Source organism: Agathobaculum ammoniilyticum, assembly GCF_025567315.1.
Taxonomy (GTDB): Bacteria; Bacillota; Clostridia; order Oscillospirales; family Butyricicoccaceae; genus Agathobaculum; species Agathobaculum ammoniilyticum.
In genome coordinates, this window is the sequence record NZ_JAOQJE010000002.1 from 106,761 (window position 1) to 123,547 (window position 16,787).

Annotated in this window: 17 protein-coding genes and 1 pseudogene; 7 read left to right on the forward strand and 11 right to left on the reverse strand. The window is 58.8% G+C overall.

What is annotated here, in order from left to right:
• Nucleotides 1–243: 243 nt before the first annotated feature.
• Nucleotides 244–1,089 carry a tyrosine-type recombinase/integrase gene (locus OCV66_RS03035; RefSeq protein ID WP_147573762.1) on the reverse strand — a complete coding sequence of 282 codons (846 nt, stop codon included), beginning with the start codon at nt 1,087–1,089 and terminating at the stop codon, nt 244–246.
• 145 nt (nt 1,090–1,234) lie between these two features.
• Here OCV66_RS03035 and OCV66_RS03040 point away from each other — a divergent pair, with 145 nt between their 5' ends.
• The 5 genes and pseudogenes from OCV66_RS03040 to OCV66_RS03060 all read left to right on the forward strand — a co-directional run bounded on the left by OCV66_RS03040 (nt 1,235) and on the right by OCV66_RS03060 (nt 5,051).
• Nucleotides 1,235–1,447 (forward strand): DUF6870 family protein, encoded by a 213-nt coding sequence (locus tag OCV66_RS03040; RefSeq protein ID WP_147573763.1) that lies wholly within the window; start codon nt 1,235–1,237, stop codon nt 1,445–1,447.
• Between the two features lie 113 nt (nt 1,448–1,560).
• Nucleotides 1,561–3,225 carry a recombinase family protein gene (locus OCV66_RS03045; protein ID WP_262563703.1) on the forward strand — a complete coding sequence of 555 codons (1,665 nt, stop codon included), beginning with the start codon at nt 1,561–1,563 and terminating at the stop codon, nt 3,223–3,225.
• Nucleotides 3,226–3,270: 45 nt separating this feature from the next.
• Nucleotides 3,271–3,654: pseudogene (locus OCV66_RS03050) on the forward strand (stage V sporulation protein AD); the annotation flags it as partial.
• Nucleotides 3,655–3,659: 5 nt separating this feature from the next.
• Nucleotides 3,660–4,016, forward strand: a complete 357-nt coding sequence (gene spoVAE / locus OCV66_RS03055) for a stage V sporulation protein AE (protein WP_107632161.1) — start codon at nt 3,660–3,662, stop codon at nt 4,014–4,016.
• Between the two features lie 72 nt (nt 4,017–4,088).
• Nucleotides 4,089–5,051 carry a tRNA dihydrouridine synthase gene (locus OCV66_RS03060; RefSeq protein WP_262563705.1) on the forward strand — a complete coding sequence of 321 codons (963 nt, stop codon included), beginning with the start codon at nt 4,089–4,091 and terminating at the stop codon, nt 5,049–5,051.
• Between the two features lie 108 nt (nt 5,052–5,159).
• Here OCV66_RS03060 and OCV66_RS03065 read toward each other — a convergent pair whose 3' ends face one another.
• From OCV66_RS03065 to OCV66_RS03085, 5 genes are all read right to left on the reverse strand, one after another.
• Nucleotides 5,160–6,041 carry an ROK family protein gene (locus OCV66_RS03065; protein WP_054326557.1) on the reverse strand — a complete coding sequence of 294 codons (882 nt, stop codon included), beginning with the start codon at nt 6,039–6,041 and terminating at the stop codon, nt 5,160–5,162.
• 27 nt (nt 6,042–6,068) lie between these two features.
• On the reverse strand, nt 6,069–6,506 hold the full coding sequence (locus OCV66_RS03070) for a PTS sugar transporter subunit IIA (RefSeq protein ID WP_054326556.1): 438 nt from the start codon (nt 6,504–6,506) through the stop codon (nt 6,069–6,071).
• 14 nt (nt 6,507–6,520) lie between these two features.
• Nucleotides 6,521–7,168, reverse strand: a complete 648-nt coding sequence (locus OCV66_RS03075; protein ID WP_054326555.1) for an HAD family hydrolase — start codon at nt 7,166–7,168, stop codon at nt 6,521–6,523.
• 75 nt (nt 7,169–7,243) lie between these two features.
• Nucleotides 7,244–8,650: a PTS mannitol transporter subunit IICB gene (locus OCV66_RS03080; RefSeq protein WP_107631369.1), complete on the reverse strand. Its 1,407-nt coding sequence runs from the start codon at nt 8,648–8,650 to the stop codon at nt 7,244–7,246.
• 73 nt (nt 8,651–8,723) lie between these two features.
• Entirely contained in the window at nt 8,724–9,725 is a 1,002-nt protein-coding gene (locus OCV66_RS03085; protein WP_054326554.1) for a Gfo/Idh/MocA family protein, read from the reverse strand.
• Between the two features lie 162 nt (nt 9,726–9,887).
• On the opposite strand from OCV66_RS03085, the gene OCV66_RS03090 reads away from it, so the two are divergent.
• Nucleotides 9,888–10,697, forward strand: coding sequence for a MurR/RpiR family transcriptional regulator (locus OCV66_RS03090; protein WP_054326553.1), 810 nt, complete (start codon nt 9,888–9,890; stop codon nt 10,695–10,697).
• Nucleotides 10,698–10,736: 39 nt separating this feature from the next.
• Here the strand turns inward: OCV66_RS03090 and OCV66_RS03095 are convergent, their stop codons facing one another.
• On the reverse strand, nt 10,737–11,420 hold the full coding sequence (locus OCV66_RS03095; protein WP_147573766.1) for an N-acetylmannosamine-6-phosphate 2-epimerase: 684 nt from the start codon (nt 11,418–11,420) through the stop codon (nt 10,737–10,739).
• Nucleotides 11,421–11,721: 301 nt separating this feature from the next.
• Between OCV66_RS03095 and OCV66_RS03100 the strand changes: the two genes are divergently transcribed.
• The gene (locus OCV66_RS03100; protein WP_054326551.1) at nt 11,722–11,943 is read left to right on the forward strand and encodes a hypothetical protein; all 222 of its coding nucleotides are present in this window, start codon (nt 11,722–11,724) and stop codon (nt 11,941–11,943) included.
• Between the two features lie 84 nt (nt 11,944–12,027).
• Here OCV66_RS03100 and OCV66_RS03105 read toward each other — a convergent pair whose 3' ends face one another.
• The 4 genes from OCV66_RS03105 to OCV66_RS03120 all read right to left on the reverse strand — a co-directional run.
• The gene (locus OCV66_RS03105; protein ID WP_054326550.1) at nt 12,028–13,401 is read right to left on the reverse strand and encodes a penicillin-binding transpeptidase domain-containing protein; all 1,374 of its coding nucleotides are present in this window, start codon (nt 13,399–13,401) and stop codon (nt 12,028–12,030) included.
• On the reverse strand, nt 13,402–15,153 hold the full coding sequence (locus OCV66_RS03110) for an FtsW/RodA/SpoVE family cell cycle protein (protein WP_107631370.1): 1,752 nt from the start codon (nt 15,151–15,153) through the stop codon (nt 13,402–13,404).
• A gap of 402 nt (nt 15,154–15,555) precedes the next feature.
• Complete coding sequence (locus OCV66_RS03115) at nt 15,556–15,915, reverse strand: hypothetical protein (protein ID WP_107631371.1); 360 nt, start codon at nt 15,913–15,915, stop codon at nt 15,556–15,558.
• 220 nt (nt 15,916–16,135) lie between these two features.
• The coding region (locus OCV66_RS03120; protein ID WP_262563711.1) for a site-specific integrase at nt 16,136–16,787 on the reverse strand (652 nt) is incomplete at its 5' end.

The following is a 16,787-nucleotide window of genomic DNA, read 5'->3' on the forward strand; positions in this document are numbered from 1 at the left end:
TAATCCTCTGCTTGCTTTTCGGATAAATAATAAAAACGGGGACGAATGTCCCCGTTTAAAAAAGTTTGAGGTATAACAAATCTGACCGCAAAAAAAATACAGCAATGCGGTCCTATTTTTTATGCCCATTTTCAGGAAATATCTTGCATTTTAAGAAATGGGTATGGTATAATTTTTTTAAAATGTAAGGGTCTGTCAAAAGGTTTTTAAGTACTTTAAGGCAAAATGTTGATTTTGTTTATTTTATGATACGAGTCCCAACCGGTTGAGCTGACGGGCATATTCTGCACCGGATGTTACAAGATAAATCCGTGTCGTTTCGATGCTGGAATGCCCCAGTACGTCGGCCAGCCGCACAATGTCCTTGGAAGCCCGGTAAAAGAGGGTGGCAAACAGATGGCGGAAGTTGTGGGGGAACACCTTGGAGGGCTCCACCCCTGCATAATTGCAAAGCCGCTTCATCTCCCCCCAGATCTGCCGGCGACTCAGGCTGTTCCCGTTTCCTGTGAGAAAGATCTCACCGGAAACGGTTTTTTGTTTTTTGGCGTATTTGAGCAGCTTGCGGCAGAGCTTGCCGGGCAGAAGGATGGTGCGGATTTTCCCTTTCAGGAAAATATCTGCGCGTCCCTGCAGGGCAGCCTGCACGGTGATATATTTGACCTCGCTGACGCGGATACCGGTAGCACAGATGGTTTCCATCAGCAGGACGAGCCGCTCCTGCCCGCGCGCGCGTGCGGCCTCCAGCAGGCGGTCGTACTCCACACGCGTCAATTCGCGGGAGGCATCCCGGAACAGGCGGCGCTGGACCTTCAGGAAACGCGCCCGGCACTCGTCCCAGCCAAGGAAGCGGAACAGCCCGTTGAGCGCTGCCAGCATGGAGTTAATAGTGGTCGGCGCATAATGCTGGGATAAAAGAAATGCTTTCCAAGCTGCAATCTGCTCTCTGGTCACCGGTGCGCCGGACAACCATCGGCAAAAGGCTTCAGTATCCCGTCGGTATTTTTCGATTGTGCCGGGGCTGCGCTCTTCGGCATGCAGATAACGCGTATAGGCCGACAGGCGCTCCTCGGTCAAATGGTAGCTTGTCATACAAAATCCTCCCTATATAGCAAAGTGTTATCCCTATTTTACCTTGCATAAGGGCGGCTATGCGCAAGGGATTTGTGTCTGCAACAATTTTTTTGGAATAAAGAGCTTCCTTATGGTACATAATACCAGAAAAGGGGGAGGATTCATGCATAATACTGCTCAACACTCTCTGCCGGATATCAGGGAGGCTCGTGTCGATCCCACGCTGCCGGTGGACGAACGCCTGCGGCTGTTTGCCGCGGCCTGCGATGACCCGCATCATTTCCGTGTGGGCGTCACGGAGGTAGAGGTGCTGTTTGATGCCGCCGCGCCCAGCCTGCAAAGCTGCCTCACGCGCCTGTGCCGCCGTTTGCAATAATGCCAAATCCTGCATGATCTCGGTTCAAACTTGCGGCGCACCTGCGGATATGGTACAATGATTGACGCAAAACACAGCTTTCGGCGTGCCATTTGAAAGAAGGAGGCATGCCAGTGGCAAGAAAAAGTAAATATGAGGAACGGTCCACCAGACCGCGCGCGCGGCTGTGGAAGCCGGCGCTGTATGTCCGGCTGTCCCGCGAGGACGGCGACCGCGAGGAGAGCGACAGCATCGTCAGCCAGCGCGAGTTGCTGACCGAATTCGCCGCCGCGCGGGAGGATATGGTCGATCCGCGGCTGTATACGGATGACGGGTGTACGGGAACGGATTTCGACCGGCCGGCTTTCCAGCGCATGCTGGAGGAGCTGCGGGCGGGGAAGATCGACTGCGTGATCGTCAAGGACCTGTCGCGTTTCGGACGAAATTACGTCGGCGTGGGCGAATACCTCGAGCGGGTATTCCCTATGCTGAACGTCCGTTTCATCTCGGTCAACGACCAGGTGGACAGCTTCCTTGACCCGCGTTCGATGAACAATCTGGTTGTACCGTTTAAAAACATCATCAACGATGAATACTGCCGCGATATCTCGAACAAGGTGCGCGCTTCGCTTGACCTGAAGCGGCGCCAGGGGAAGTTCATCGGCTCGTTCGCCTCCTACGGTTACCGTAAGGCGCCGGACGACCACAGCCGCCTGCTGATCGACGAACCGGCTGCAGCGGTTGTGCGTGATATTTTCGACTGGTTTGCCGGCGGCATGAGCGTGCTCGGCATCGCCAAGCGGCTGAACGCGGCAGGGGTACCCAACCCCGCCGCCTATAAGCGCGCACAGGGGATGAACTACCGGCATCCGGCCGCAGAAAAGCTCGACGGCCTGTGGCCGGACAGCTCGGTGCGCCGCATTTTGAAAAACCGGCTGTACACCGGCACGATGGTGCAGGGGAAAAACCGCATCAAAAGCTATAAGCTGCATATCAGCGAGGCGGTGCCGGAGGAGGAGTGGATTGCGGTCGAAAAAACGCACGAGGCGATTATTCCGAGCGACCTGTTCGAGCGGGTACAGTCGCTGTTCGAGCGGGATACGCGTACCGCACCGGCGAAGAAAGAGGTCTACCTGTTTTCCGGCTTTCTGCGCTGCGCGGACTGCGGCAGGGCGATGAACCGCAAGCAGATCTCCCAGCCCTATGGGGACTACCATTATTATATCTGCTCCACATTCAAGAAGCAGCACAGCGGCGCCTGCACCAAGCACACCATCCGCAGCGACCGGCTGGAGCAGGCGGTCCTGGAGACCCTGCGGCATCAGATCGCGCTGGCGGTCGAGATGGACGAGCTGATTGCGACAATTAATCAAAGTGGCGCGCGTAACCGCTCCGTAAAGCATTTGGTGGACGAGAGGGTGCAGCTGGAAACAGAGCGTAGCCGTATTGAGCAGATGAAACTCTCTCTGTATCCGGACTGGAAGGCAGGGGATATTTCCCGTGACGAATATCACCGGCTCAAGGAACAGTTTGAACAGCGGCAGGCGAAGCTGGATGCTCGCATTATCTCGATACAGGCACGAATTGACGAGGTGCAGAACGGTGTGGATGAAACCAATTCGTTCTTGTCCCAGTTCGCCAAGTACCGTAATCTGCAAAAGCTGACGCGTGAGGCCGTTGTCGAGCTGATCGACATGATTTATGTGCATGAAGGCGGCAGCATCACAATCCGGTTTAAATTCTCGGACGCTTATGCGGCGGCAAAGGACTATATTCAGGATCATGGGCAAACCGCATGAGCAGGGGACCCTAATGGTCCTAAAAAACCGTCTTCCCCCGCCGCTTACGACACGCTTTCTACGCTTTTGTCCGACCTTGGTGCGCAGCCGGCCGATTTCGACTGCATCGTGACCGGTGACCTCGGCCATGTGGGGGCGGATATCCTGCTCACCCTGCTGCGGGAGGATAAGATCGACCTGTCGCCCGTGTACTCGGACTGCGGCAGCCTGCTGTTCGGGGATGAACAGGACGCACATGCGGGCGGTTCGGGCTGCGGCTGCTCGGCCGCGGTGCTGTGCGGCCCGCTGCTGCGGGATATGGAGGGCGGCCGGCTCCGGCGCCTGGTGTTCGCCGGCACGGGCGCAATGATGAGCCCGACCTCGGTGCAGCAGGGACAGCCCATCGCGGGCATCTGCCACGCGGTCGTGATCGAAAGGAGCGGCGCATGAACTGGATGGAATATGTCAATGCCTTTTGGGTGGGCGGCGCGATCTGCGCGGTCTGCCAGGTGTTCATTGACAAAACAAAGCTGACGCCCGCGCGCATTCTGGTTAGCTTGGTGGTGATCGGCGTGTTCCTGCAGGCGATCGGGGTGTATCAACCGCTCGTGGATTACGCGGGCGCGGGCGCGACCGTGCCGCTGCTCGGCTTCGGCTATTCGCTGGCCAAGGGCGTGGCGAAGGCGGTCGCGGAAAGCGGCCTGCTGGGCGTGTTCACCGGCGGCGTGACCGGCGCGGCGGGCGGCATCGCGGCGGCGATCGTGTTCGGCTGCCTGTTCGCCCTGCTGGCAAAGCCGAAATCCAAAAGCTGAGCCGCTTGCGGGCAAGGGAAAATCCCGTTATAATAGAACACAATGGGATCAATTGACAAAAGGGGTTTTTCCATGCAGTATTATTTCGCCCCCATGGAGGGCGTGACCGGCGCGGTCTACCGCCGCGCGCATCATGCGTATTTCCCGGGGATAGACAAGTATTTCATGCCATTTATCACGCCGACCGCGAACGGCCGTCTGACCCCGCGCCAGAAGCGCGACGTCGCGGCCGAGGCCAACGCGGGCGTGCCTGCGGTGCCGCAGCTGTTGACCAGGTCCGCTCCGGATTTCATCTGGGCGGCGAACGCCCTGGCGGAGATGGGCTATCCGGAGGTCAACCTGAACCTTGGATGCCCCTCGGGTACGGTAACGGCCAAGGGCAAGGGCGCGGGTTTCCTCGCCCATCCGGACGAGCTGGACCGGTTTTTTGACGCGGTATTCTCGGCGTGCAGGGCGGCGGTGTCGGTCAAAACGCGCCTGGGTGTGCGCGACCCCGCGGAATTTGACCGCCTGCTCGCGGTCTACAACCGCTATCCGATTGCCGAGTTGACCATCCACCCGCGCGTGCGGGTGGATTTTTATCGGGGCGGCGTGCGCGAGGCGGCGTTTGCCGCAGCCCTGCCGCAGTGCCGCATGCCGGTCTGCTATAATGGAGACGTTGCCAGCGAAGCGGTCGCCGCCGCGGTCGGCGCGCGGTACCCCGCGGTGCGGGCGGTGATGATAGGCCGCGGGCTGGTCGGTGACCCCTCGTTGGTCACGCGGCTGCGCGGCGGCCCGCGTGCGGATAAGACGGTGCTGGAGGCGTTCCACAATACCCTGTACGAGCGCTACTGCGCCGCGTTCGGCGACCGCCGGATCGCGATGCTGCGCATGAAAGAGGTCTGGTTTTACCACCTGAACCTGTTTGCAGACAGTGAAAAATACGGCAAGCGGCTGCGTAAGGCGGCAGGACCGGACGATTTCCTCGCGGCAGCGGCGGCGGTGTTCCGCGATTTGCCGCTGCGCGAACAGGTGGAGCCGGGCTGGTTCCGCTAAAAAAGGAAAGGCTCCTATCCTTTCGGGATAGGAGCCTTTTTTGCCGCCCCGCAGTACGGAGCAGTAAGGGGGGGGGGGGGCCATCCCCTTGGGGGACGGCGGATTGTGTTACAGGGCTTGCTGCTGCAGCCAGCGGTACGCGCCCGCCATGCCCGCGCTGTTGCCCAGCTCGGCAAAGGCGAGACGGGTGTGTGCCAGCATGAACGGGTTGGCGAAGCGCTGCAAATGGCTCTCGAGCAGAGGGCGCAGATAGGCACTCTGCCCCATGATGCCGCCGCCGAGCACGACCGCCGCGGGGTCCATCACGCACATGCACGCGGCGACGCCCTGCGCGAGCGTCCCGCACAGCGCGTCGATCTCCTGCGCGCAGACCGTGTCGCCCGCCTGCGCGCGGGCGAAGATCTGCCGCCCGTCCAGCGTTTCGCCGGTCTGCTCTGCAACGCGTCGGATGAGCGCGGTGGTCGAGGCCTGCTGCTCGAACGCACGGCCGTTTACCGGCATGTAGCCGATCTCGCCCGCGCTGCCCGCATGCCCGTGCCAGACCTTTCCGTCCAGCACGACCGCGCCGCCGATGCCCGTGCCGACGGTCAGGCAGAGCACGCTGTCCGCGCCCCGCCCCGCGCCGTAGGCGGCCTCGCCAAGCGCGGCGCAGTTGACGTCGTTTTCGACCGCGCAGGGCAGGCGGAACGCCTGCTCGACCGCGGTTTTGAGGTTGCGCCCCGTATAACCGGGGATATTTTCATTGGCGTACAGGATTACGCCCGTCCGGTGGTCCACCATGCCGGCGGTCGAGACCGCGATGCCAGACGGGTTGTACTTGCCGACCAGCCCGCCGATCAGGTCGAGCAGCTTGCGCTCCACGCCCGCGCCGCCGAGCGTTTTGGCGTCGGTCGGCGTTTCCCAGCGCGAGGAGAAAACGATTTCCCCGCCGGGATCGTGCGCGGCGCCGTATTTGATCGAGGTGCCGCCAATATCAAAGCATAGAACCATTGCGTATCCATCCTTCCGGCGGCCGGTTCAGGCGAGCAGAGCGCAGAACTCCTCTGGCGTTTTGGCCGAGAAAAGCTGCTCCATGCGGCCGTCGTCCATCAGGACCTCGGCCAGCTCGCCGAGCAGGTCGATGTGGCTGTCAGGGTCGGTCGCGGCCAGGGTGATAATCAGGCGGACCGGATCGTTGTCGCCCGCGCCGAACGATACCGGCGGATTGAGCGTGGAAAAAGCGAGCGCCAGACGGTTGGCGCCGCATTCCGGCCGCGCATGCGCCAGCGCCAGGCCCTTTGCCAGCACGAAATACGGGCCGTTCTTGTGTACGGATTCGATCATGCCCTCGATATAGCTTTGCTCGATATCTCCCGCGTCCCGCAGGGGGGCCGCCGCCTGGCGGATCGCATCCTCCCAGTCCGCGGCCGCAAGGCCGATCTGCACATCCTTTGCCGTGATCTTTTCTAACAGCATGGTAATGATTCCTCCTAAAACTCTGCGATCAGCGAGGGTACGTCCACGTCCGCGAGCGAATCGCACAGGCGGTACTGACCCTCAAAGGTACAATACTTGGTCACGTCGTTGGGTACGACCAGCACGCGCATATCCGCGTTGCGGCCGGCCAGCAGACCGTTGAGCGAATCCTCAACCACCAGGCACTCGGCCGGCGTGCAGCCGAGCTTTTCGGCCGCCTTGAGGAACAGGTCGGGGTTGGGCTTGATGCGTTCGACGTCTTCAGCCGTGACCAGCAGGTCGAAATACTGCATTAGGTGCAGGCGTTCGAGGTGTACGGTCGGCTTTTTGCGGCCGGAGGAGGTCGCCAGCGCGACCGACAGGCCGTTTTCCCTGGCGCTTTTCAGGAAGTCCTCCACGCCGGGCTTTGCCGGCAGGCGGCCGCTTTCCTCGATGAAGCACGCCAGCGTGTCCTGCGCGAACGCGTCGCGGTCCACGTGGATGCCCTTGGCGTCCAGCTTGCGGAACAGGTCCTCCGCATTGGAGCCGACACAGGCCAGGAATTCCTGCACGGACAGGTCGTACTGCTTGTGTACACGGAACCATTCGACATAGATCCGGTACCATACGACCTCGGTATCGACGATCAGGCCGTCAAAATCCATGATAATCGTTTTCAGCATACTGACTCTCTTTTCAATAAACGGGTAAAGGAAGCGCCGCCGCTGGACCAGCGGCGGCGCCGCCCTTACAGGCTGTTACTGCTTGTTTTCTCGGGCCTGCTTGATCTTTTCGATCAGCTCGTCATACTGGGGCGCGTTGATGAAGTCGGTCACTGCGATGCAGTAGGCGTCCTTCTGCACGTCCTTGACACGGTCGAGCAGCAGCTCCTGAGTGACGACTACCTGACATTCGGTCGGCAGGTTTTCGATTGCGATATGGAATACCGTAACGTCGTCCAGGCCGGCGGCCTTGCACTTTTTCTGCAGCACGGTCGCGCCCATGGCGGAGGAACCGATGCCGGCGTCGCAGGCGTAGGCGATGCGGGTAACCTTGGAGAAGTCAAAGTCTTCGATGCTCTCGAATACGGAGGAAATGCGGCTCTTCTTGCCCTTCAGCTCGTTCATGGTCTGCGCCGCTTCCTTGAGCGAAGCGTCGTCGCCGCCGCCCGCGCGCTTAATCAGCGGGATGGACAGCACGAACGTAATTGCGCACGCCACCAGGATGCCCAGGCAGATCTTGAGCTGGTCGCCGGGCGAGGACATCAGCATGATGGAGATGATGCTGCCGGGGGAGGCAACGCCGACCAGGCCGACGTTCAATATGGTGAACATCAGGGTGCCGCACGCGCCGCCGACGATCAGCGGGAGGATGAGGATCGGGTTCATCAGCACGAACGGGAAGTATATCTCATGGATGCCGCCGAACAGGTGGATGATGGAAGCGCCCCACGCGGAGGACTTGGAAGAACCCTTGCCGAAGAACATGTAAGCGAGCAGCACGCCCAAGCCGGGGCCGGGGTTGGATTCGAGCAGGAACAGGACGGATTTGCCCAGGCTTTCCAGCTGCAGCGTACCCATCGGGGTCAGGATGCCCTGGCCGATGGCGTTGTTGAGGAAGAGCGGCTTGGCCGGCTCGATCAGGATTGCGGTCAGCGGCAGCAGATTGTTCTGCACCAGGAAATCCACGCCAGCGGCGAACACGCCGGTCAGGGAGGCGATCGCCGGCCCAAGCCATACGCATCCGATCACGGCGATGATCGCGCCGATGATGCCGACCGAATAGTTGTTGACGATCAGCTCGAAGCCCATCGGGATCTTGCCGTCGATCAGCTTGTCAAACTGCTTGAGGATCCAGGCGGAAAGCGGGCCGAGGATCATTGCGCCGATGAACATGGTCACGCTGGAGCCGATGATGACGCCGATGGTGGCGACCGTGCCGATCACGCCGCCGCGGTAGTCATAGACCATCTTGCCGCCCGCAAATGCGATCAGGAGCGGGAGCAGGTAGTTGAGCATCGGGGTGATGAAGCTGCGGAGCATGTCGTTGTCGATGGCGATGCCGACTGCGGTCAGCAGGCCCCAGGCAATGAACGCGCCCAGATTCGGGATGACCATGCTGCTGAGCTTGCTACCAAATTTCTGCACCTTTACTCGTACTGACATTCTTTTGCCCTCCTTAAAATCCGTGAAATGAGTCTCTACCGTTTCTCTTTATGTGGAAAAGCGCGGGGAATGCTTACAGGGAAACCTCCTTGCCCTCCGCGATCGAGCGCTCGATCGCGTCGACCACGCGGAGCGTGTTGAGGGCGTCCTCCGGCGTGATGATGGACTTGGTGCCGCTCAGGATGTTGCCGATAAAGGCCATGATCTCCTCGGACAGGTCGCCAGACGGCGCGCCGTTGCAGTTGTACCAGTGGCGCGAATCCGGATACAGGACGCCGCTGCCGGTCACGAAGCGTACGCCGTTGTCGCACGCATCGACATAGGCCACGCCCTTGGTGCCGACCAGCTCGACCTTGTCGTCGATGATCGTGGGCGAATTCTCCGGCAGCACCCAGCATGCCTCAAGGCACGCGACCGCGCCGTTTTCATAGGTGACGAGCGCGTAAATCACATCGTCCATGCCGTATTCCTTGAGCAGCACGCTGCGGGCCTTGGCGAACACCTTGACCGGCTTGCAGCCCATGAACCAGTTGACATAGTCGATGTCGTGGATCATGACGTGCATGGACAGGTCGGACGCGCCGATGTAGCGGCGGGGGCCGACGATCGGGCTGTTGCGGCGGCAGTACATATGGATGATGTCGCCCAGCTCGCCGGCGTCCAGGCGCTGCTTGATCATGTTGAAGCGCGGGTCAAAGCGGAGCAGGAAGCCCAGCGAGAACACCTTGTCGTAATCCTTGAGGATCTCGTACATTGCCTCCCCGTCGGCCAGCTCCTTGGCGAGCGGCTTTTCGAGCAGGATGTGCTTTTTGTTGGCGACCGCGATCTCGACCGCCTCGCGGTGCATGTTGTCGGGCAGGACGATCGAAACCGCGTCGATCTCCGGATTTTCGAGCAGGTCCTTATAGTTCTTATAAGTCTGACAGCCGTACTCCTTTTCCGCCTCCGCGCGGCGCTCGTCGTTAAATTCGCATACCGCGACGAGGTCTACGCCGGGCAGCTTGTTATAAATGCCTGCATGGATCTGGCCCATCTGGCCGAAGCCAATGACGCCTACTTTGAGGTTCTTGTTCATGATGCATTCTCCTTTTCTATGTTGGACCTTTTTGTGGAAGGTTTGCCCACGGGTTGGGGGGACGGCGCCGCGTTTTTTTCGGCGTTTTTGCGTTTGCCTGTTGCAAAATCGCGACGGTTATACTATGATTGTTAAAGAATAAACTATCTTCAGGAGGAAACCATGGCTGATCTGAGTTTTCAAAACCGGCTGCAGTTTTTCGGCTTCCGGCTCAGCAAAAGTGAACAGAAGATCGCCGCCTATATCGTCGCCCATCCGGAGCAGGCAGCGTCGATCGCCAGCCAGGAGCTTGCGCAGGCCATCGGCACGTCCAACTCCACGCTGACCCGCTTCTGCAAAAAGCTGGATTACCGGAATTATATCGAATTCCAGACCCTGCTGGCAGCCGAGGGGACGCCGGGCCAGACGCCCGACCAGACCATTCGCCGCATCGACCATTATTACGAGCGCACGCTGGACGCGGCCTGCGAGCTGGTGCAGCCCGAGGACTTGGACGCGTTTGTCGACCGAATTCACCAGGCGGACAAAATCCTGATCTTCGGCCTGGGCAGCTCGGGCCTGACCGCGAGCGAGTTCAACATGCGGCTGGTGCAGATGGGCTTTACCTCAAGCGTGATGACCGATACGTTCCTGATGCGCGTGCAGTCCAGCCTGTTCTCGCCGAAGGACCTGATTATCGCGGTGTCCAACTCCGGCGAAACGCCCGAGGTGGTCAGCGCGTGCCGGATCGCGAAATCGGCGGGCGTGCAGATATGCCTGCTTACGCAGAGTAGCCGCACCGAGCTGGCGAAGATGGCGGACGCCATCCTGCTGGCCGGGGACATCGGGCAGGTGGGGGACGAGAAGTTCATCAATTCCCAGATGCCCCTGGTGTTCCTGATCGATGCGATTACCTATCGGCTGCTGGAGGACCCGAAATGCAGGGAAAACCGCGACCGCGCGCTGTATACCCTGTTCCACCGGAATTTTTGAATCGGAAGAGCGCTCCGGCGCTCTTTTTTTGCGCCCGCTTTACGTTGCGTAAATCGCGTCGGTAAAAGCTTTGGTGATCAGCTGGGGACGGGTAATCGCGCCGCCGGTGACAACCGCGTGCGCGCCCAGTTCGATGCAGCGGCGCGCCTTGGCCGGGGTATCGACGTGGCCCTCCGCGATGACCGGAATATGTACCGCGGCGAGAATGGCCTTGAGGCGGGAGAAATCGTCGTCCGCGATATTGTGTCCCGCGGACTGGGCGGTATAGCCCATGAGCGTGGTGGAAACGCAGTCAAAGCCGAGCCGCTCCGCGCGGACCGCCTCCTCCAGCGTGGCGATATCCGCCATCAGCAGCTTGCCGGGCGCGGCGGCGCGGGCCTTTTGGAAAAAGTCCCCGAGCGTCTCGTCTTGATAGCGGGGGCGGTCGGTTGCGTCAAACGCGATCATGGCGCAGCCCGTTCCGGCCAGCTCTTCTATTTCGCGGAGCGTGGGGGTGATATAGATGGGGGAACCCTCGTAGTCCCGCTTGACGATGCCGATGATCGGCAGGTCGGTGTTTTGGGCGATTTCGTTGATATCAGCCGCGGTGTTGGCGCGGATGCCTACGGCGCCGCCCTCGGCCGCTGCGCGTGCCATGCGCCCCATGATGAACGAGGAGTGCAGGGGTTCGTTTTCCAGCGCCTGACAGGATACGATCAACCCGCCTTTGACCTGATCGAGCATACTGTCATCCTCCTATCGGTATTGTTTTCATTTTTATTATACAAAGTGAAAATATTTTCGTCAAGACGATGGAATAATTTGGATGGACAAATTTCAAAGGAATTTTTGAGCAGTTTGACCATATGTTCGTCTGTTTGAATAGGAAAGCAATAGTTAAATTGACATATATGGAAAAAGCGTGACAAAAAGGCGTATTCCGGCCGCGCCTGCCGCAAAATTACCGTCTCTATAGGAAAGTCCGTTTTAACGGACAAGCAATCCGCTATACTGAAGCCATCAAAAGGAAGCGGAGGAATACCGGATGAAAAAAAGACTGGGCAGTGCCCTGCAGGCAGCGGGGGGCGCGATCTTATTTCTGGCGGCGGGGGCGTCGGACACGGGCGCGGTTTCGGCCGGCGGGCTGGCCTTTTCTATCTTATGCGCCGCGCTTCTGTTTTTCACAGGCCGCGCGCTGCGCCGCCGGAAAAAGCCTGCATCCTGCCGCCGCATGGGGCGGGCGCTGCCTGCCGCCGCGGGACGGTAAGGGGGACGGCAAGGGGCGCCGAAAGCATGTGCTTTCGGCGCCCCTGTGTTTTTTCCTATCCGTATGTCCGTCCGCTGCGGAGAGTTAATAGCCCTTTTCGACCGCTGCGGTCAACACTCTGGAGGCCACCGTACCCGCGACCGACGAGCCGCCGCCGCCGTTTTCCACCAGCACGATGAACGCGTAAGGGGTCGCCTCGTCGCGCAGGAAGCCGGTGAACCAGGCGTTTGGGGTCTTGCCCCCGCCGACCTCGGCCGTGCCGGACTTGGCGCAGATGTCCATGCCCGGGAAGCGGTCCTGTCCATAGGTTTCGATCACGTTGTTGTGCATCATATCCGCGATGGTATCCGCAGTGTCCGCGTCGATCAGCTTATCCGACTTATGGGCGAAGTAAAGACCGGTCGGCAAACCGTAGTCCGTGGTGGTTTTTTCGATCAGGCGCGGCAGGGCGGCCTTGCCGCCGTTGGCGATTGCGCCCATATACAGCATCATATTGATCGGACACATGGTATCCTCGCCCTGGCCGACACCCGCCCAGGCGAGCTGGTTGTCGTTTCCGTCAAAGTTGAAGCGGCCCTCCGAGGTGCGGATGCCGTCCACCCGTATGGCGGTGGTCAGGCCGGCCGCGTCCGTATATTTCTGCATGGTATTCCCACCCAGTTCGACCGCGAGCTGGCCGAACACGCCGTTGCAGGAGTTCGCCAGCGCATCCTCAATGTCCATCTGCCCATGCGCATACGGGCAGGTGACCGTATCGCCCCCGATTTCGACCGAACCGGTGCAGTTCCAAGTGCGGGAAAACAGGTCGGGCAGGTTCTCGACCGCCGCGTTGAGTGTGACCACCTTGAAGATCGAGCCGGGGATGGAGTTCGCGGACAGCAGGCGGTTGACGTACACACCCTCCCACGAGGGGTCGTCCGGATCGATGGCCGGCGGGTCGGCGGGGTCGAACGACGGCGTGGATACCATGCACAGGATCTCGCCCGTCTTATAGTTGTACACGCCCACCGTGCCGTTCATGCCGCCGAGCGCCTGATAAGCGATATTGTTAAGATAGGCGTCGATCGTCAGGTACAGGTTGTTGCCCGTGCCGAGCGGAGAATACACGCCGGTCAGCAGGTTATAGCCGGAAAGCTTGTCCGCGAACGCGGTCAGCGCACCCGCGCCGATGTTGCCGGCCGGATCACCGACCGCGTGCAGGGTGGCGCGGCGCACGGCGCTGTCCGGATAATAGGTGCGGTTTCCGTTTTCATCCAGCGAGGAAAGCACGTCGCCGTCCCGATCGAGGATGGTGCCGCCCTTGAGCTGGCCGGAATTGCTGTACAGGTGGCGGTTATAGGGATAGGAGGCCCAGTCGCCGCCATCCACCACGAAACGGAAGCAGAACAGCAGCAGCCCGACGCCCAGCAGAGCCGCGAGGATCAGGCAGAACACGCCGCGTTTTTCGATTTTCCGCACTCAATCCACCTCCCCGCGCAGCTCGCGCCGGCTGGGCAGCCGAACCGCGAACGAAGCGTTTTGGCGCGTGTCCGTGGCCTTCAAAAAGGCGAGCATGCCCCACGCGGACAGCATGGACGAGCCGCCGTTCGAGACAAACGGCAGGGTCACGCCCGTGAACGGCAGGATATCCACCGCGCCGAATACGTTCAGGCAGGTCTGGAACACGAGCAGGCTGGTCGCGGCGCAGGCCGCGATTGTGTAAAAGCTCGACCGTCCCGCGCGGCAGGCACGCACCGCAAACACAGCCAGCGTGATGATGCACAGCACGGTCAGCACAGCGATTACCAGCCCCCACTCCTCGCACAGCATGCCGAACACAATATCCGTGTCCGCCGCGGCCAGACCGGAGAGCCAGCCCTTGCCCGCGCCCACGCCGATCATGCCGCCCGAAGCAGCGGCGGTCAGCGTGTGGGTCTGCTGGAAGCCCGCGCCGTACACATCCTCCCAGATATGGCCCCAGGAGGCAAAGCGCGCCGCAACATGCCCCTTGACGGTCAGCAGCACCATGCCGCCGGCGAAGCAGCCCGCGCAGATCAGGCCGAGCGTCGCGAAGTCGCCCGAGCGCAGGTAGGCGATGACCAGGAAGGTGACGAAAAACACCAGCGCGGTGCCGAAGTCGTTCTGCAGCGCCAGACACGCGCCGCAGATGCCGGTCAGGCCGATGAACAGCCACAGGTTGCGCTTGTTGAACAGGCGGTCGAGTGTGGCCGCGCCCGCGAAGATATAGCAGATTTTGGCCAGCTCGGAGGGCTGGAGCGACAGGCCGCCCAGCCGGATCCATGCCTTGGCGCCGCCCTCGCTTGACCCGATCAGCAGCGTGATCACCAGCATGCCGACCGCCGCCGCGCCCATGATCCAGCGCACCCTCTGCGCACGGGTCAGGTCGCGCAGGAAAAAGCCGAGGACCAGGAAGATCGCCAGCCCCATCAGGATGGCGACGAGCTGCTTGGGGCATTCGTCCGGCACGGTCGAGCCGGTCACGGCCAGCGACAGCGTACACAGGAAAAAGGCGATGGTTTCCATCTCAAAGCCGATGCGTCGGAACGAGCGCAGCACGATAAAATAGCCCCAGCACACGGCCGTGAATGTGAGGAACGTGAGCGGGACGGTAACGGAGGCGTTCTCGCCCGCGGCAACGATGAGCTGCAGCGCGGTCAGCACCTGGAACAGCGTCAGCAGCACAAGCGAGCCCCACATGCCGGCCGGCCGGCCCTCCACGCGGCGCTCGGCCATTTGCTCGCGCTTTTCCTCGGCCGAGATCGGCACCAGCATGGTCGGGATGCCGCCGAACGAGAGCGTGTCCCCATCCTCGACGACCGCGTATTCGTCCACCGGCAGGTCGTTTACCTTGACGCCGCCCTTGGAGCCGAGGTCGTATACCGTCCACGAGCCGTCGTCCTCGCGGATGAGCGCGGCGTGCTGGCGGGACACCGAGGGGTATTCGAGCTGCACGTCGCACGCGGGCGCGCGGCCGATGATGTTTTCCCAGTGGGTGATGGGCAGGCGCACGCCGTTGGCCATGCCGAGATAGCCCCAGACCTCGTCCGGATGCTTGACTTTCCACAGCGAGCGGATCGCGCCGACCAGGATCATCAGCGCCAGCAGCGGGAACACAAAACGGACGACCGTTGTGTACCACGCGCCGACGAGCGGGTTTTCCGCCAGAAAGACGGTCAGCGTATCCAGAAGGCGCTGTAAAGCGTCGGTCATGTTTGGTTTCCTCCCTTCAGGGAACTTGGGTTGATAACCTATATATTATAGCACGGCTTGTCAAGCGAAGCGTGAACGGACGGTAAAAAACGGGGCTTTCAGCCGTTTTCCGCTCCTTCCCGCCGGAAAAATGCCGTGCGGCCGCGGGCTTCGTTTCGGAGGCTGCTGAATATTTTTCCTTTCGACTGTTTTTTTCCCAATTGGAGGGATTCCAGCTTACCTGATAATGCACTCGTTAAATGGATGGAGCTGAAATTCATAAAGCTAAATGAAAGAACGGAGGGCAGAGGCTCCCTTTTACCCTTTGGACTGATCTAGGCTTACCGAATAATTTCTTCGTCGAAATGCGCAGAAAAAGCTCCACCCTTTGAATAGGCGGAGCTTTTATGATATAATTATGTTTTATTTAACAGGTCGGGACTTAACTTTTTCTTTATTCGCAAATGCACTAACCAACATTGCAATAATGCTAATTAAGAGATAACATCCGCCATACAATAAAAACGCCGGCTCACCCATTTCAAAGAATGTCCATGTACCTGCTAAGAAAATGATAATTGTAACAATTGGCAGCCACCATAAAGTTTTAACATTCTTGCCTGCAAATACGCCAACGATTATAGAATAAATAGGATTAACAGTAAAAAGCAAAAAAACAGTGGTAATCATTCCAGCGTCATTTGGTACTAATGTAACAGCAAGCCACGGTAAAATAAACATGAGGAAAACCGATGCTATTAGATAATAAATAATCTTCTTCATATAGACCTCCTTAACTTGAACTGTCGTTCTGTATCTTTTGTATCATTCGATATAAATTATATATGTCTTTTTGACTATCTTTTTATATCTTCTCAAATGTCCGTAAAGCCTTATTTTATAGGCTCTACGGGCATTTTGCTTTTGTGGTAAACCTCGCATATCTAGGTCTATCTTCTTATATTTTCCCTGTCAATCGTGGTTAAAATCGTGGTAAATACTTCTATGCGATTAGACGCTGAACCTCTGATTTTGCGGTATCTATGGACGCATGAGCATACCAGTTCATTGTGATACTGATATTTGAATGTCCCATGATATACTGTAAATCTTTCGGGTTCATGTTCCTGCTTGCCAGTCTTGTACAGAATGTATGGCGTAGTGTATGCGGTGTGATATGTGGCAAAGGGTTATCCTTATGGTGCTTGTTGTATTTCTTTACCATACGGACAAAAAGCATATTGTAATCAATCGCAACTTTGGGCTTGCCTTTATGATTGATAAATAGAAAATTGCTCCGTCCGTCTATCACAAATGGTTCTGCCTTTGGGCGTTTCTTCATAACTCGTTGAAATGCCTGTATCGTTTCTCTGCTTAATGGCACTTGCCTTATTCCGCTCTTTGTTTTAGGTGTTTCAATATAATAGCCCTGTTCCTTGCTCTTTAGTAACTGGTGGTCGATAATCACAACTTCATTCTTGAAATCAATATCGGCTACTGTCAGTCCGCACAGTTCCGAGATACGAAGTCCTGTTTTTAACAGTATCAGCACATCATCATAATGCTTGTGATACACATTGTCCGACTTGATAAATGACAATAAGGCTTGTTCCTGTTCCTCTGTCAATGCGACTTTCTCTTTGGTATCATTTTCT

Coding starts and splice junctions, on each gene's coding strand:
- OCV66_RS03035 (WP_147573762.1), bottom strand. CDS start 1,089: ATGACAAGCTACCATTTGACCGAGGAGCGCCTGTCGGCCTATACGCGT.
- OCV66_RS03060 (WP_262563705.1), top strand. CDS start 4,089: ATGCAGTATTATTTCGCCCCCATGGAGGGCGTGACCGGCGCGGTCTAC.
- OCV66_RS03115 (WP_107631371.1), bottom strand. CDS start 15,915: ATGAAGAAGATTATTTATTATCTAATAGCATCGGTTTTCCTCATGTTT.
- OCV66_RS03095 (WP_147573766.1), bottom strand. CDS start 11,420: ATGCTCGATCAGGTCAAAGGCGGGTTGATCGTATCCTGTCAGGCGCTG.
- OCV66_RS03075 (WP_054326555.1), bottom strand. CDS start 7,168: ATGCTGAAAACGATTATCATGGATTTTGACGGCCTGATCGTCGATACC.
- OCV66_RS03100 (WP_054326551.1), top strand. CDS start 11,722: ATGAAAAAAAGACTGGGCAGTGCCCTGCAGGCAGCGGGGGGCGCGATC.
- spoVAE (WP_107632161.1), top strand. CDS start 3,660: ATGGAATATGTCAATGCCTTTTGGGTGGGCGGCGCGATCTGCGCGGTC.
- OCV66_RS03085 (WP_054326554.1), bottom strand. CDS start 9,725: ATGAACAAGAACCTCAAAGTAGGCGTCATTGGCTTCGGCCAGATGGGC.
- OCV66_RS03080 (WP_107631369.1), bottom strand. CDS start 8,650: ATGTCAGTACGAGTAAAGGTGCAGAAATTTGGTAGCAAGCTCAGCAGC.
- OCV66_RS03090 (WP_054326553.1), top strand. CDS start 9,888: ATGGCTGATCTGAGTTTTCAAAACCGGCTGCAGTTTTTCGGCTTCCGG.
- OCV66_RS03040 (WP_147573763.1), top strand. CDS start 1,235: ATGCATAATACTGCTCAACACTCTCTGCCGGATATCAGGGAGGCTCGT.
- OCV66_RS03065 (WP_054326557.1), bottom strand. CDS start 6,041: ATGGTTCTATGCTTTGATATTGGCGGCACCTCGATCAAATACGGCGCC.
- OCV66_RS03070 (WP_054326556.1), bottom strand. CDS start 6,506: ATGCTGTTAGAAAAGATCACGGCAAAGGATGTGCAGATCGGCCTTGCG.
- OCV66_RS03110 (WP_107631370.1), bottom strand. CDS start 15,153: ATGACCGACGCTTTACAGCGCCTTCTGGATACGCTGACCGTCTTTCTG.